The sequence below is a fragment of the Streptomyces durmitorensis genome (assembly GCF_023498005.1).
Classification (GTDB): domain Bacteria; phylum Actinomycetota; class Actinomycetes; order Streptomycetales; family Streptomycetaceae; genus Streptomyces; species Streptomyces durmitorensis.
Genome location: NZ_CP097289.1, coordinates 1,656,458 through 1,671,037, shown reverse-complemented (window position 1 = coordinate 1,671,037; position 14,580 = coordinate 1,656,458). Strand labels below are relative to the sequence as shown.

General features: G+C 71.5%; 14 protein-coding genes and 1 pseudogene. 7 read left to right on the top strand and 8 right to left on the bottom strand.

The window, feature by feature from the left end; genetic code table 11:
• Positions 1-7 precede the first annotated feature (7 nt).
• Entirely contained in the window at positions 8-976 is a 969-nt protein-coding gene (locus tag M4V62_RS07745; protein ID WP_249586486.1) for an FAD-dependent oxidoreductase, read from the bottom strand.
• 66 nt (positions 977-1,042) lie between these two features.
• On the opposite strand from M4V62_RS07745, the gene M4V62_RS07740 reads away from it, so the two are divergent.
• From M4V62_RS07740 to M4V62_RS07730, 3 genes are all read left to right on the top strand, one after another.
• Complete coding sequence (locus M4V62_RS07740) at positions 1,043-2,074, top strand: oxidoreductase (protein ID WP_249586485.1); 1,032 nt, start codon at positions 1,043-1,045, stop codon at positions 2,072-2,074.
• A 72-nt stretch (positions 2,075-2,146) separates the two neighbouring features.
• The gene (locus M4V62_RS43570; protein WP_283779073.1) at positions 2,147-2,290 is read left to right on the top strand and encodes a hypothetical protein; all 144 of its coding nucleotides are present in this window, start codon (positions 2,147-2,149) and stop codon (positions 2,288-2,290) included.
• Positions 2,291-2,303: 13 nt separating this feature from the next.
• The gene (locus M4V62_RS07730) at positions 2,304-3,950 is read left to right on the top strand and encodes an ABC-F family ATP-binding cassette domain-containing protein (protein WP_249586484.1); all 1,647 of its coding nucleotides are present in this window, start codon (positions 2,304-2,306) and stop codon (positions 3,948-3,950) included.
• An 82-nt stretch (positions 3,951-4,032) separates the two neighbouring features.
• On the opposite strand, the gene M4V62_RS07725 is transcribed toward M4V62_RS07730, so the two are convergent.
• From M4V62_RS07725 to M4V62_RS07715, 3 genes and pseudogenes are all read right to left on the bottom strand, one after another.
• The gene (locus M4V62_RS07725; protein ID WP_249586483.1) at positions 4,033-6,408 is read right to left on the bottom strand and encodes a Tex family protein; all 2,376 of its coding nucleotides are present in this window, start codon (positions 6,406-6,408) and stop codon (positions 4,033-4,035) included.
• Between the two features lie 111 nt (positions 6,409-6,519).
• Positions 6,520-6,651 (bottom strand): annotated as a pseudogene (locus tag M4V62_RS07720) (LPFR motif small protein); the annotation flags it as partial.
• A 119-nt stretch (positions 6,652-6,770) separates the two neighbouring features.
• Positions 6,771-7,661 carry an SCO6745 family protein gene (locus M4V62_RS07715; RefSeq protein ID WP_249586481.1) on the bottom strand — a complete coding sequence of 297 codons (891 nt, stop codon included), beginning with the start codon at positions 7,659-7,661 and terminating at the stop codon, positions 6,771-6,773.
• 144 nt (positions 7,662-7,805) lie between these two features.
• On the opposite strand from M4V62_RS07715, the gene M4V62_RS07710 reads away from it, so the two are divergent.
• Positions 7,806-8,798 carry a GlxA family transcriptional regulator gene (locus M4V62_RS07710; protein WP_249586480.1) on the top strand — a complete coding sequence of 331 codons (993 nt, stop codon included), beginning with the start codon at positions 7,806-7,808 and terminating at the stop codon, positions 8,796-8,798.
• A 10-nt stretch (positions 8,799-8,808) separates the two neighbouring features.
• On the top strand, positions 8,809-9,441 hold the full coding sequence (locus M4V62_RS07705; protein ID WP_249586479.1) for a DJ-1/PfpI family protein: 633 nt from the start codon (positions 8,809-8,811) through the stop codon (positions 9,439-9,441).
• A 12-nt stretch (positions 9,442-9,453) separates the two neighbouring features.
• Here M4V62_RS07705 and M4V62_RS07700 read toward each other — a convergent pair whose 3' ends face one another.
• Entirely contained in the window at positions 9,454-10,215 is a 762-nt protein-coding gene (locus M4V62_RS07700) for an enoyl-CoA hydratase/isomerase family protein (RefSeq protein WP_249586478.1), read from the bottom strand.
• A gap of 112 nt (positions 10,216-10,327) precedes the next feature.
• On the opposite strand from M4V62_RS07700, the gene M4V62_RS07695 reads away from it, so the two are divergent.
• A complete protein-coding gene (locus M4V62_RS07695) occupies positions 10,328-10,975 on the top strand; it encodes an HdeD family acid-resistance protein (RefSeq protein ID WP_249586477.1) in 648 nt (215 codons plus the stop codon).
• A 129-nt stretch (positions 10,976-11,104) separates the two neighbouring features.
• Positions 11,105-11,584: an ATP-binding protein gene (locus M4V62_RS07690; protein WP_249592734.1), complete on the top strand. Its 480-nt coding sequence runs from the start codon at positions 11,105-11,107 to the stop codon at positions 11,582-11,584.
• A gap of 55 nt (positions 11,585-11,639) precedes the next feature.
• On the opposite strand, the gene idi is transcribed toward M4V62_RS07690, so the two are convergent.
• The 3 genes from idi to galE all read right to left on the bottom strand — a co-directional run bounded on the left by idi (position 11,640) and on the right by galE (position 14,411).
• Positions 11,640-12,233: an isopentenyl-diphosphate Delta-isomerase gene (gene idi, locus M4V62_RS07685; RefSeq protein WP_249586476.1), complete on the bottom strand. Its 594-nt coding sequence runs from the start codon at positions 12,231-12,233 to the stop codon at positions 11,640-11,642.
• A 92-nt stretch (positions 12,234-12,325) separates the two neighbouring features.
• Positions 12,326-13,252 carry a cation diffusion facilitator family transporter gene (locus M4V62_RS07680; RefSeq protein WP_249586475.1) on the bottom strand — a complete coding sequence of 309 codons (927 nt, stop codon included), beginning with the start codon at positions 13,250-13,252 and terminating at the stop codon, positions 12,326-12,328.
• A 175-nt stretch (positions 13,253-13,427) separates the two neighbouring features.
• A complete protein-coding gene (gene galE, locus M4V62_RS07675; protein WP_249586474.1) occupies positions 13,428-14,411 on the bottom strand; it encodes a UDP-glucose 4-epimerase GalE in 984 nt (327 codons plus the stop codon).
• Positions 14,412-14,580 lie beyond the last annotated feature (169 nt).

Sequence of the window (14,580 nt, the reverse complement as noted above, 5' to 3'; positions counted from 1 at the left end):
CAGCGTTTCAGGAGGCGGCCGCTTCGTCCGCGAGGCGCGCCGCCTCCTGCGCGCATCCCCAGGCCACGGTGACCCCGGCCCCGCCGTGGCCGTAGTTGTGCACCAACACCCCGCCCCCGGCGCGGTGTTCGCGCTCGATCCGCACCGCGGGGCGGACGGGCCGCAACCCCACCTGATGGTCGAGCACCCGCGCCTTCGCGATCTCGGGCCGCACGGCGGCGCACCGCTCCACGATCGCCGCGGCCACCGCCGGATCGGGGTCGAGCGACCAGTCGTCCTCCTGCGCCGTGCCGCCGAGGACCAGCCGGTCCGGCTGCGGGAAGAAATAGGTGGAGTTCTGCCCGGTGTCGTCCGCGGACGCGAACCAGGTCCGCACGCCCGGGTTCTCCACGATCACCAGCTGACCCCGCACCGGCCGCACCGAAGGATCGGGTACGAGGCCGCGCGCCCCGATCCCCGAGCAGTTGACCACGCAAGGAGCCTCGGCCAGCGGCTCGTCGAGGCTCCCCGCGGTGCGCGCCTCCACCGTCCCGCCCGCACGCGCCAGGCGCTCGCGCAGCCACCTCAGATGCACCGGCATGTCGATCAGCGGCACCCGCGCCCGCACGCCGGGACCGGCGTACTCGTCCGGGGTCGTGGGCCGCAACCCCGGCACCCGGGCGGCCCACGGGCCGAGGTCGTCCAGCCGGGTCTCGCCCTGTACGCCATCGACCATGCGTACGCCGGTCTGTGCCGCACGCTCTGCCAACTCCGCGTACACGAGCAGGGATCGGAGTGACCAGTCACCGACCAGGGATGCCGGTTCGATGCGATAGGGCCACCACAGCGCACCCGCGACGGCCGAGGTCGTCCGCTCGGCGGGCTCCCGCGCCCACACCTGCACCCGGCGCCCGCGCTCGGCAAGGAGCACCGCGGTCGTCAGGCCGATGACACCACTGCCCACCACGATCACATCGCCGTCCTGCGTCCCGTCCATCCCAGGAACGTAGCGGAATGCGTCATGCCGTGCTCACATCACCTCCCAGATGGGGATACTCACACCATGTCTGCCGAGTACGCGACCTTCGGTCTGGCACCGGCCATGCGCGCCGGTGGAGTCCTCGCCAACGGCGAGTATCAAGTCCACCGCGATTTCGTCGACTTCATCGTGAACGGGCGCCCGCTGCTGTTCCAGCTCTCCGACCTCGACGCCGTCTCCCCACTGGCCTCCGACGTACCACCCGCGATCTTCACCCACCACGTACGCGGACTCCTCCTGGAGGCGGAGGCGCCCCTGCGCGACGACCGCCACGTCATCTACGGCTGTCCCGAGTGCGAAGGCCTGGAGTGCGGGGCGGTCACGGCGGTCATCGAGCGGGCCTCGGACGGCACCGACGCCTACGTCTGGCGGGACTTCGCCTGGCAGACGGCCGAGCGTGCCGACCTGAAACTCAACGGCTACCACGGCATAGGGCCCTTCCGCTTCGACGGCGCCGAATACCGCGACGCGCTGGGCAAGTTGCTCGCCCGCGGCGAGCCTGCGGCGCGGCGCAGGGTGCTCCTGATCGGCGCCCGTGTCGCCGTGCTCGCCAAGCTCGCGGCGGCGCTGCGCACGATCGGTGTCGGCGCCGAGATCGCGGCGGACGCGGCGGGCGTGCCGCCGGACGAGCTGCGGACCTACGGGGCGGTGGCCTTCGGGCGGTCCGTCCCCGCGGCGACGCGCGACGCGGTGCGCGCGGCGTTCGAGGGCGCGGGGGTCCAGGTGGCGTACGTCGACGGCCTGGCCTCGATCATCCCGCTCCTGGTCGCGCAGATAGAACACGCCCTGGACCGCAGCCCCTTGGCGCAGCGCCGCCTGACGCGGCTCGCGGCGGCTGACGGCTCGGCGGACGTCGAGATCACCTCGACCTGCCGGATCCAGCTCATCGCGTACCGCCTCGACCGGCTCTCCCGCACCCAGGTCCACCAGGTCTTCGACGGTGTCCTGGAGCCCGGGGAGCACCGTGTCGCGCTGGACGCGAAGGCGACCAAGGGGGAGTCGTTCGTGGTGGCACGGACGACGGACAGCGTCCTGGTGGCGCCGATAGTGAGGTAGCCCGCCACGCGTCGCTGTGCCACTGCGTGACTCCGCCGCACCGGCTGCTCCCACGTGGAGATCGCCGGGACGGTGGAGCCCCCCGAGGCCACGGTCCGGCAGACCGCCCGCCGGTCCCGCGCCCCCGTCCAGGCGCGCCGCCCTCGCTTCGACACCGACACCGACACCGACGCCGTCACCGACGCCGACCAGCGAGAGGGCTCGGGCCTGGCCTAAACTCGACCCCCTGATGACCGCAACCCTCGTCGCCAAGAATCTCGCCGCCGGCCACGGCGACCGCTCCCTCTTCTCCGCCCTGGAGCTGGTCGTCGCCCCCGGCGACGTCATCGGCCTGGTCGGCGCCAACGGCGCCGGCAAGTCGACCCTGCTCCGCCTCCTCGCGGGCCTGGACACCCCGGAGACCGGCGAACTGCGCCTCTCCCCGCCCAGCGCGTCCGTCGGCCACCTCCCGCAGGAGCCCGAGCGCCGCCCCGGCGAGTCCATCCGCAGCTTCCTGGCCCGCCGCACCGGCGTCGACGAGGCCCAGCGGACCATGGACGAGGCCACCCAGGGCCTGGTCGACGGAACCCCCGGCGCGGACGACGCGTACGCGCTGAGCCTGGAGCGCTGGCTCGCCCTGGGCGGCGCCGACCTGGACGAGCGGGCCGAGGAGGTCGCCGCCTCCCTCGGCCTCTACGTCAGCCTCGACCAGCCCATGACCTCCCTCTCCGGCGGCCAGGCAGCCCGAGCGGGCCTCGCCTCGCTCCTCCTCTCCCGCTACGACGTCTTCCTCCTGGACGAGCCGACCAACGACCTCGACCTGGCGGGCCTCGACCGCCTGGAGAGCTTCGTACGAGGACTGCGCGCGGGAACGGTGGTCGTCAGCCACGACCGCGAGTTCCTCACCCGCACGGTCACCAAGGTCCTCGAACTCGACCTCGCCCAGCAGCAGATCAACCTCTACGGCGGCGGCTACGAGGCCTATCTGGAGGAGCGCGAGGTCGCGCGCCGCCACGCCCGCGACGATTTCGAGGAGTACGCCGACAAGAAGTCCGCCCTGGAGAGCCGCTCCCAGATGCAGCGGTCCTGGATGGACAAGGGCGTCAAGAACGCCCGGCGCAAGGCGGGCGACAACGACAAGATCGGCCGGAACTTCCGCAGCGACGCCAGCGAGAAGCAGGCGTCGAAGGCGCGCCAGACACAGCGCATGATCGAGCGGCTCGACGTCGTCGAGGAGCCCCGCAAGGAGTGGGAGCTGCAGATGGAGATCGCGTCGGCGCCGCGCTCCGGCAGCGTCGTCGCCACCCTGCGCGACGCCGAGGTGCACCGCGGCCACTTCACGCTGGGCCCGGTGACACTGCAGATCGACTGGGCGGACCGCGTGGCGATCACCGGCGCGAACGGCGCGGGAAAGTCGACGCTGCTCGGTGCCCTGCTGACCCGCATCCCCACCGACGCGGGCCACGCGGCGCTCGGCTCGGGGGTGCTCGTCGGCGAGGTGGACCAGGCCCGCGCGCTCTTCCACGGCCCGGAGTCGCTCCTGGACGCGTTCTGCGCGGCCGTGCCCGACACCGAACCGGCCGAGGTGCGCACCCTGCTCGCCAAGTTCGGCCTGAAGGCCGCCCACGTCCTGCGCCCCGCGGCGACCCTCTCGCCGGGAGAGCGCACCCGGGCGGGGCTCGCGCTCCTTCAGGGCCGGGGCGTCAACCTCCTGGTCCTCGACGAGCCGACGAACCACCTCGACCTACCGGCGATCGAGCAGCTGGAGTCGGCGCTCGAGGCGTACGAGGGCACGCTGCTCCTGGTGACGCACGACCGCAGGATGCTGGACGCGGTCCGCGTGACGAGGCGTCTGGAAGTGGCTGACGGGAAGGTGCTGGAACTTCCGTCACCTTGACGCTGCGGGGTAATCGGGCGGGTGGGTGGGAAGCGCCGGCCGCCAGGCCGGCGAACCACCCACCCGCCCGCAGGGAAGTACGTCAGCGCTGCTTCGGATCCAGAAGCCCGGCTCGGCGCAGCGCATCCGCCATCGCGTCATTGGCCGGCGGCGGCCCCTGCCGCTTCTGCTGTCGCTGACCCTGGCCGCCTTGCTGGCGAGGGGGCCGCTGCCCCCTCTGCTGCGGCGGGCGCCCGCCGCGCTTGGGCTGCTCGCCACCGGCGGGCTCAGCCTCATCGTCCAGGCGCAGCGTCAGCGAGATCCGCTTGCGCGGGATGTCGACGTCCATCACCTTCACCTTGACGATGTCGCCCGGCTTCACCACGTCCCGAGGGTCCTTGACGAACGTCCTGGACATCGCGGAGACATGGACGAGCCCGTCCTGGTGGACGCCGATGTCCACGAAGGCGCCGAACGCCGCCACGTTCGTGACGACCCCTTCGAGGACCATCCCGGACGCGAGGTCGGAGAGCTTCTCGACGCCGTCCTTGAAGGTCGCCGTCTTGAAGGCGGGACGCGGGTCGCGCCCCGGCTTCTCCAGCTCCTTCAGGATGTCGCTCACGGTGGGCAGACCGAAGGACTCGTCCACGAACTCGTCGGCCCGCAGGGAGCGCAGCGTGGCCGTGTCGCCGATGAGCGAGGCGACCTCGCCGCCTGTCTTCTTCGCCATCTTGCGCACCACCGGATACGCCTCGGGGTGCACGCTGGAGGCGTCCAGCGGGTCGTCGCCGCCCCGGATGCGCAGGAAGCCCGCGCACTGCTCGTACGCCTTGGGGCCCAGGCGCGCCACGTCCTTGAGGCCCTTGCGGGAGGAGAAGGGGCCGTTCGTGTCGCGGTGCGCCACGATGTTCTCGGCGAGTCCTGCCCCGATGCCGGAGACCCGGGAGAGCAGTGGCGCGGAGGCCGTGTTCACGTCCACGCCGACGCCGTTCACACAGTCCTCGACGACCGCGTCGAGCGAGCGCGAGAGCTTCACCTCGGAGAGGTCGTGCTGGTACTGGCCGACGCCGATGGACTTGGGGTCGATCTTCACCAGCTCGGCGAGCGGGTCCTGCAGGCGCCGGGCGATGGACACGGCGCCGCGCAGCGACACGTCCATGTCGGGCAGCTCCTGCGAGGCGAAGGCCGACGCGGAGTACACCGAGGCGCCCGCCTCGGAGACCATCACCTTCGTGAGGTTCAACTCCGGGTGCTTCGTGATGAGTTCACCGGCGAGCTTGTCCGTCTCGCGCGACGCCGTGCCGTTCCCGATCGCGATCAGGTCGACCGCGTGCTCCTTGGCGAGCTTCGCGAGGGTGGCAAGGGACTGGTCCCACTTGTTCGCCGGGACATGGGGGTTGATGACGTCGGTGGCCACGACCTTGCCGGTCGCGTCGACCACGGCGACCTTCACGCCCGTACGGAAACCGGGGTCGAGCCCCAGCGTCGCGCGCGTGCCCGCCGGTGCGGCGAGGAGCAGGTCGCGCAGGTTCGACGCGAAGACCCGCACGGCCTCGTCCTCGGCACTCGTGCGCAGCCGAAGGCGCAGGTCGATCCCCAGGTGCACCAGGATGCGGGTCCGCCAGGACCAACGCACCGTGTCCTGGAGCCACTTGTCTCCGGGACGGCCGCGGTCGACGACCCCGAAGCGGTGGGCGACCATCCCCTCGTACGAGGACGGTCCCTCCGTGGCCTCCTCCGGTTCGAGGACGAGGTCGAGGACGTCCTCCTTCTCGCCGCGCAGCATCGCGAGGATGCGGTGCGAGGGCAGCTCCTTGAAGGGCTCGGCGAAGTCGAAGTAGTCGGCGAACTTGGCGCCCGCCTCCTCCTTGCCGTCGCGGACCTTCGCGGCCAGCCGGCCCCGCACCCACATGCGTTCGCGCAGCTCGCCGATCAGGTCGGCGTCCTCGGAGAACCGCTCGGCGAGGATGGCGCGGGCGCCGTCGAGCGCGGCCTGCGGGTCGGCCACGCCCTTGTCGGCGTCCACGAAGGCCGCGGCCGCGGCGAGCGGCTCCACCGAGGGGTCACCGAGCAGGCCGTCGGCCAGCGGTTCGAGGCCTGCCTCGCGGGCGATCTGCGCCTTCGTGCGCCGCTTCGGCTTGAACGGCAGGTAGATGTCCTCAAGCCGTGCCTTGGTGTCGGCGGCGCGGATCTGCGCCTCCAGCTCGTCGGTCAGCTTGCCCTGCTCCCGCACCGATTCGAGGATCGCGGCGCGCCGCTCCTCGAGCTCCCGCAGATAGCGCAGCCGCTCCTCGAGCGTGCGCAGCTGCGCGTCGTCGAGCATCTCGGTCGCTTCCTTGCGGTAGCGAGCGATGAAGGGCACCGTCGAGCCGCCGTCGAGCAGGTCGACGGCGGCCTTCACCTGCCGCTCCCGTACGCCGAGTTCTTCGGCGATCCTGCCTTCGATCGATGCTGGAGTGGACGTCTGCAGAGGTGCCACGTTTCCCGCCTTCTCACTGGGGTTGCGGGGCAATTGTGGCAGGTGGCGCCGACAGCGGGGGGATCAGACCCGGCGTGCCCGCCCCGACCGGCGCCCCGGCCGTCCTGACGACCGGCGCCCCGATCGCCGCGTGGCACTGGAGGCACCGCCGAAGAGCCGGGCAACGGCGCGGAACGGCAGCGTCACCACGGTGGCGAGCGCCGCGCCGATCTGACGCAGGACATCTGCGATCGCTCGGAACACGGGATTTCCCCTTTCGTCGCCCGCCCCGGCACGGACGTGCGCGGAGCCGGAGACGGACGAGTACCTCGGACGGCGCCGTCCATGCGCCCGCAGCGGCCCGGACCGGCCGGTCCCCGCGTCTACTCCTTGCCGAGCAGGTCCGCCGGGAACGCCCCCGCCTTCAGGGCCGCGCCCGCGAACACCGTCCCCAGCTCCGTCAGACGCTCGACCGCCGCGGCGCCCAGGTGCTCGTACGGTGCCCGGTCGAGGCGGTCCGTGGCCTCCTCGACGTCCCGGCGCAGCTCGACGCCCGCCTCCGTCAACTCGGTCACCCCGTCGTGCAGTCCGCGGGCGTGGAGCCGCTGCACGGCGGCGTCCCAGTCCTCCTGGTTCCAGCCGCGCGTGGTGAAGTTCCACTTCGGCGTCATGCCCTTGCCGGTCGCAGTGTGGCTCACCAGGGCCTCCAGGCCGTCGAGTTCGGCGTACTGGAGGGCCGTGAGGTGACCGTCGCCGCGGTGCTCGCGCAGCAGCGTCGCGGCGTGCCAGAGCGCGAGGTGCGGCTGCTCGGGGACGGGCAGGTCCGCGTGGGCGGAGTACAGCGGGCGTGCGGAACGGGAGCAGGCCTCGGTGGCGCGCAGCGCGAGCTCGGCGGCCTCCGCCATCTCCGGGGATGCGACGGCCTCCTCGCCGAGCAGGCGCCGCAGGGTCGTGTCGACGGCCCGCAGACGTGCCGCGAGGACGTCCTCGGGGGACGCGGTGCGCCAGATGGCGGGCACGTGCCGGGCGACGAGTTCGTGCTTGTAGTTGTAGAAGGCCGCCGTGACCGCTCCGGCGCCGACCGGGCCCATGGCCGCCGTGCGCACGGCGAAGTTGACGGCCCTGGGGCTGGTGATGCCGAGCTCGGCCAGCTCGCGCCCCGCGTCGGGCGAGAAGTAGTGCGTCGAGTGCAGCGAATTGAGCACGTTGTGACATCGGCGTCCCGCGCGCGGGTGCAGTGCGGAGGCCGGGGCGGGGGGCGTGAGAGAAGTCATGGACGCACGTTACCGACTGGTTGGTATGAGGAGAAGCCCGGGGCGCTCACGCGGGCGGTCCGCCCCGGTGCCGTGTCCACCGATGGCAGAAAGGGTGGGCCATTCGTCATTGCAGCCATCGCGCGCGGGGCCAAGAATCAGGGCATGGAGCAGCGAACTGTCCTGGTCGTCCTCTTCGACGGGGTCCAGAGTCTCGACGTCACGGGCCCGGTGGAGGTCTTCGCGGGCGCCGCGGCCGTCCGCGGCGGACGCGAACCGGCCTACCGCATCCACACCGCCTCCCTGGACGGGGCCCCCATACGCACCTCCAGCGGGCTCATGCTCGTACCGGACTCCTCCCTCGCCGACGCCCCCGCGCCGCACACCCTGCTCGCTCCGGGCGGCCTCGGCACCCGCGAGGCCGACCCCCGTCTGATCGACTGGCTCCGCACGAACGCCCCGCGGGCGCAGCGCCTGGTCTCGGTCTGCACCGGCGCCATCCTGTTCGCCGAGGCCGGGCTCCTGGACGGCCGCCGGGCGACGACCCACTGGGCGTACTGCGACAAACTCGCCCGCGACCACCCCGCCATCGAGGTCGAACCCGACCCGATCTTCGTCCGCGACGGCCATGTCGCGACCTCCGCGGGCGTGACCGCCGGCATCGACCTCGCCCTGGCCCTTGTCGAGGAGGATCTGGGCCGGGACGAGGCGCTCATGGTCGCGCGGTATCTCGTCGTCTTCCTGCGGCGCCCGGGGAACCAGGCGCAGTTCAGCGCCCAGCTCGCCGCGCAGACCGCTCAGCGCGAGCCCCTGCGCGAGGTCCAGCAGTGGATCACCGAGCACCCGCACGAGAACCTCTGCGTGGACTCGCTCGCGGCCCGCGCCCGGCTCTCGCCCCGGCACTTCGCCCGCGCGTTCCAGACGGAGACGGGGATGACGCCGGGCAAGTACGTCGAGCGCGTGCGCGTCGAGCACGCGCGCCGCCTCCTGGAGGACACGTCCGACGGAGTCGAGGAGGTCTCGCGCGCCTGCGGCTACGGCACTCCGGAAGCCATGCGCCGGGCCTTCGTCAAGATCCTCGGCGCGGCTCCCGCCGAGTACCGGCGGCGCTTCCACGCCCCTTTCGCCGCCCAGCAGGCACCCGCCCTCAACGGATAGGCAGCACCCCATGCAGATCGCCATCGCCCTGTTCGAACGCTTCACCTCGCTGGACGCGGTCGGGCCCTACGAGACCCTCAGCCGTCTGCCCGGCGCCGAGACGGTCTTCGTGGCCGAGCGCCCCGGGCCGGTCCGCAACGACAACGGCTCCCTCGCGCTGGTGGCCGACCGCGCCTTCGCCGACGTGCCCGCTCCCGACGTCCTGGTCGTCCCCGGCGGCCCTGGCCAGAGCGACCACATGACGGACGAGACGCTCCTGGCCTGGCTGCGCTCCGCCGACGCCACCAGCACCTGGACGACGTCGGTGTGCACCGGCTCCCTCCTTCTCGCCGCCGCGGGGCTGCTCAAGGGCCGCCGCGCCACCTCGCACTGGCTCGCGCTCGCGGAGCTGGGGCGGTTCGGCGTGGAGTCGACGGGGGAGCGGGTGGTGTTCGACGGCAAGTACGTCACGGCGGCCGGAGTCTCCTCCGGGATCGACATGGGGCTCGCCCTCATCGGCCGGATCGCGGGCGAGGAGCAGGCCCAGACCGTGCAGCTCCTGACCGAGTACGACCCCCAGCCGCCCTACGACGCCGGGTCCCCGCAGAAGGCGCCCGCGCACCTGGTCGAGAAGTTCCGCGCGGGCAGCCGCTTCGGCCAGTAGCGGGGAGCGATTTCAGCCGGTGGCCGTGTCGCCGGGCGTCCATGTGAAGCGCGGCTCGCGACGCTCCAGGAAGGCGGCGACCCCTTCGGCGGTGTCGCCGCCGGCGCGCGCCTGCCCGGTCCAGTACGCGTCCCGATCGGTGTGTCCCGCCGCGAACTCCTTGGCCGCCGCCTGCGTCAGCTGTGAGCGCGCGGCGAGGATCCTGGTGAACTCCGCGACCCGCTTGTCCAGTTCACCCGCGGGCAGCACCTCGTCCACGAGACCGGTGCGCAGTGCGCGCTCGGCGTCGATCAACTCCCCCGAGAACAAGAGGTACTTGGCGGTGGCGGGCCCCACGAGCGACACCAGCCGCCGGGTGGACGAGGACGGGTAGACGATCCCCAGCTTCGCCGGAGTGATCCCGAACAGGGCGCCCTCGTCCGCGAACCGCAGATCGCAGGCCGCCGCGAGCTGGCTCCCCCCGCCCACGCAGTAGCCGCGCACCGCGGCCAGCGTCGGCTTCGGGAAGGCGGCGAGCGCCTCCTCGGCCCGCACCGCGAGCTCCTGCGCCTCGCCGGGCGACCGGCGCAGCGAGGAGATGTCGGCACCCGCGCAGAAGGTCGCGCCCTCGCCGGTGAGCACGACCGTCCGTACGGCCGGGTCGGCCGCGAGCCCGGCGAGCAGTGGCGGCACCTGCCGCCACATGTCCGCCGTCATGGCGTTGCGCTTGGCCGGATGGTCGATGACGACGGTGGCGACGCCGTGGGTGACGGCCTGCCTCAGCTGCGGCTCCATGCGCAGGATGCTATCCGTACTACTCGAACGTACGATCAAGAAGGGGCGGACCCGAGAACTCCCTGCGGACCTGAGAACTCTCTGCAGTGGGGGAAGCAGGACGGAGACGCTGATGGCCCGATCCAAGAGCGCCAAGGCCGCCGCACCGGAGGCCCAGGGCGCCAAGCAGCTCAACCGCAGCCTCGGCTGGCTGGCCCTGATGGGCGCGATCCTCGCGGTGGCGGGGCTCGTGGGCCTCGTCTACACGGGCGTCGCCACCCTGACCTCCATGCTCCTCTTCGGCTGGCTGCTCCTGATCGGCGGCTGCGTCGGCCTGCTGCACGCGGTGCAGTCGCGCGGCACGAACTTCTTCTGGCTCGGCGTGGTCGTGGCCGCCCTGAACCTCGCCGCCGGTGTCGTGATCATCCGTCGGCCGGATGTGGCGGCGGAGGCGTTGACCATGTTCGCGGCGCTGCTGTTCCTGACCGGCGGTGTGTTCCGTCTCGTCGGCAGCCTGGTGGTGCGCGGCCCGCAGTTCGGCTGGACGCTCGTGCAGGGCGCCTTCGGACTGCTCCTGGGCATCCTCGTGCTCGCCAACTGGCCCAGCAGCAGCCAGTACGTGATCGGCTGCTTCTTCTCGCTCGCGCTGCTCTTCGACGGCCTCGGCCTGCTCGCCACGGGCCTGGGCGGGCGCCGGATCGTGAGCATGGTGGCCGAACCCGTACAACCCGAAGAAAGCTTGAAAGCGAAACCAGAGGGACAGGAACAGTCGCACAACTGACGCGACCGGGCGTCAGCGATCAAATGTCGTCGATAGTCGCTGACTTCTGGTCAGTTATGCGGTCCGGACCAGGGCATTCCCAACACTCGATGTGTGGTGACAATCGAGCGCAAGGGCGGCGACCCGACGATGGACGGCGACGGGAGGGGGCCCGGCCCACTCCCTCGGGAGACCGGAAAGGTGCCGTACGAAGGCGTGTGGCGGTTCACCGCCGCCGCCGTCGACGCCTCGGTGCCCCAGGCGCGGCACGCGGTACGCGACCTGCTCGCCCGGCAGGGCGTGCCCGCGGCGGACGACCTCGTGCAGGGCCTGCTCCTGATCGTCTCCGAACTGGTCACCAACGCGGTGCGGCACGCGGCGCTGCTCTCGCCGATGCTCGCGGTGGAGGTGGCGGTGGGCGCCGAGTGGGTGCGGGTCTCCGTGGAGGACGACCACCCCTACCGCCCGACCGCCCTGGTGGCCGACCACGGCCAGACCGGCGGCCGTGGCCTCCTCCTCGTCCGCGAGATCACCCAGGAGGCGGGCGGTGCCTGCGACGTCGAACACACCGCGAGCGGGGGCAAGGTCATCTGGGCGGCCCTGCCCCTGAAGCCCAACGGCTCTTCCTAGCAGCTCAACTGCTCGTCCTGGAAGCTCAACGGCTCTTCCTGGATGAGGAGTTGACTCACCAGCCCGCGGAAGGCCCCGTGAGCTCGCGGATCGCGGGGCGCGCCGCGTCCAGGACGGTCATGAACCACGCGGAGAACGGCCCCTTCGCGTGCCGCTCCGCAAGCTCATCGGCTGTCACGAACACGGTCTCGCCGACCTCGGTCGGGTCGGGCCGCAGCGGCGACTGGACCATCCCCACGAAGAGATGGTTGAACTCCTGCTCCACCAGGCCCGAGTCGGGGTCCGGGTGGTTGTAGCGCACGGTGCCCGCCTCGGCGAGCAGTGAGGGCGAGACACCCAGCTCCTCGTGGGTCCGGCGCGCGGCGGCCGCGAACGGAGCCTCGCCCGGGTACGGGTGGCCGCAGCAGGTGTTCGACCAGACGCCGGGGGAGTGGTACTTGCCCAGGGCGCGCTGCTGCAGCAACAGCCGCCCCTGCTCGTCGAAGAGGAAAACGGAGAACGCCCGGTGCAGCTGCCCGGGCGCCTGATGAGCGGAGAGTTTCTCCGCTGTGCCGATCGTCCTGCCGTCCTCGTCCACGAGTTCCAGCAAGATCGCTTCTCCGGTGCCGTTCGACGAACTGTTCGCCGCGGTGGCAGGTGTGGTCGGCATACCCATCCTTCGCTTCGGTCTTCGAGCCTCAAGTCTGCCGCACAAGACCGGTGCTGCTCGCAAGGAACCACCGGAAGCCACCCTCAGGGGCGTCAGTGGCAGAGCTTCGCCTCGTGCTCCGCGTGGCCGACCGGCTCCAGCTGGAAGGTGCAGTGCTCCACGTCGAAGTGGTCGCCCAGGCACCCCTGAAGCTCGTGCAGCATCTTCTCGTGGCCGATCGCGTTCAGTGTCTCCGTACTGACGACCACGTGTGCGGAGAGGACCGGCATCCCCGAGGTGATGGTCCAGGCGTGCAGGTCGTGGACGTCCTCGACGCCCGGCAGATCCAGTATGTGCGAGCGGACCTCGACCATGTCGACGCCCTTCGGGGCGGACTCCAGGAGCACGTTCAGGGTCTCCCGGAGCAGCTTCACCGTACGCGGGACGATCATGAGGCCGATGACGAGCGAGGCGATCGGGTCCGCCGCCTGCCAGCCGGTCGTCAGGATGAGCACCGCGGCGACGATCACGGCCAGGGAGCCCAGCGCGTCGGCCATGACCTCCAGGAAGGCGCCGCGCACGTTCAGGCTGTCCTTCTGGCCGCGCATCAGGAGCGACAGCGAGATCATGTTCGCCACCAGGCCGATGACGCCGAAGACGATGGTCAGTCCGCCCTCGGTCTCGGCGGGCGTGATGAACCGCTGGATCGCCTCGTACAGGACGTAGCCGCCGACGCCGAGCAGCAGGAGGCAGTTGGCGAGCGCGGCGAGGATCTCGGCGCGGGCGTAACCGAAGGTGCGGTTCTCCGTCGCAGGGCGATTGGCGAACTGGATCGCGAGCAGCGCCATGCCCAGGCCGAGGGCGTCCGTCGCCATGTGCGTCGCGTCCGCGATGAGCGCGAGCGAATCCGCCATGATGCCGCCGACGATCTCGACCACCATGACGGTGACCGTGATCGAGAGCGCGATGCGCAGCCGCCCCCGGTACGCGGCCGTCGCGGTCCCCCCGTGTGAGTGTCCGTGGTCGTGCCCAGCCCCCATGGAAGCCGCCTCCGTGTGATCGGTATCGGTCTTCTGTTCCCCGGTCGTGCGTCTGTCGCGATCACAGTGAACTACGGGTGGGGGGTATCCGGCAACACGGCACTGAACACCGTTGTCATATGCTCTGACCTGCGGAAATGACCGCAGGTCAGAGCGTTGACCGGTGTCGGGGGCCTCAGGCGCGGCGCGCCTCGGGGTGGTGGAGGCACCAGCCCTCCCACGCGGATTCGACCATCTCGCGTACCCCGCGCCTGGCCGTGAAGCCCAGCTCCTTCGCGGCAAGGCCGGCGTCCGCGACGGCGCGGGGGGCGTCGCCCTCGCGCCGCGGCTCGACGAGCGCCGGGCGGTGGTCGCCGGAGACCTCGCCGATGAGTGTGACGAGTTCGCGCACGGAAACACCGTCGCCGCGGCCGATGTTCACCGTCAGGTCGCCCTCGGGGTGCGCCTGGACGCGGCGGGCCGCCGCGAGGTGCGCGTCGGCGAGATCGGCGACATGGATGTAGTCACGGACGCACGTGCCGTCCGGGGTCGGGTGGTCGTCGCCGAAGATGCGCGGCGCCTCGTCGCGGGTGAGCCGGTCGAAGACCATCGGGATCACGTTGTAGACCCCGGTGTCCGCGAGCTCGGGCGACGCGCTGCCCGCCACGTTGAAGTAGCGCAAGCACACGGTCGCGATGCCGTGCGCCCGCCCGGCGGCCCGCACCAGCCACTCCCCGGCGAGCTTCGTCTCGCCGTAGGGGTTGATCGGCACGCAGGGGGTGTCCTCCGACACCAGGTCCACGTCGGGCGGGTTCCCGTACACCGCGGCCGACGAGGAGAAGACGAACCGCTTGATCCCGGCGTCGGCCACCGCTTCGAGCAGCGTCACCAGGCCGCCGACGTTCTCCCGGTAGTAGCGCAGCGGCTGCTCCACGGACTCGCCGACCTGCTTGCGCGCCGCGAGATGCACCACACCCGTCACGCCGTGCTCGGCGAAGAGCCGCCGCAGCAGCTCACCGTCGAGCGATGAGCCCCTAATGAGAGGGATGTCCGCGGGGAGCCGTGCGGGCACCCCGGCCGAGATGTCATCGAGGACGACGACCCGCTCCCCGGCGCCGGCCATGGCCCGCGCCACATGTGCCCCGATATATCCCGCTCCACCTGTGATCATCCATGTCATGGGCGTCGACTTTATGTCGTTTGTGCCGGTCGAATGAAGTGCGGTTTGTGGCTGCCGCCTTCGATCGACCATGATGATCGAGTTGGCGCGGGCTCTCGCAGGCCGTGCTTATCGGGCCGTAAACGGGCGGTGAACGCCTGCTTCCCATCATCCGATAGCCTCTGCCGAC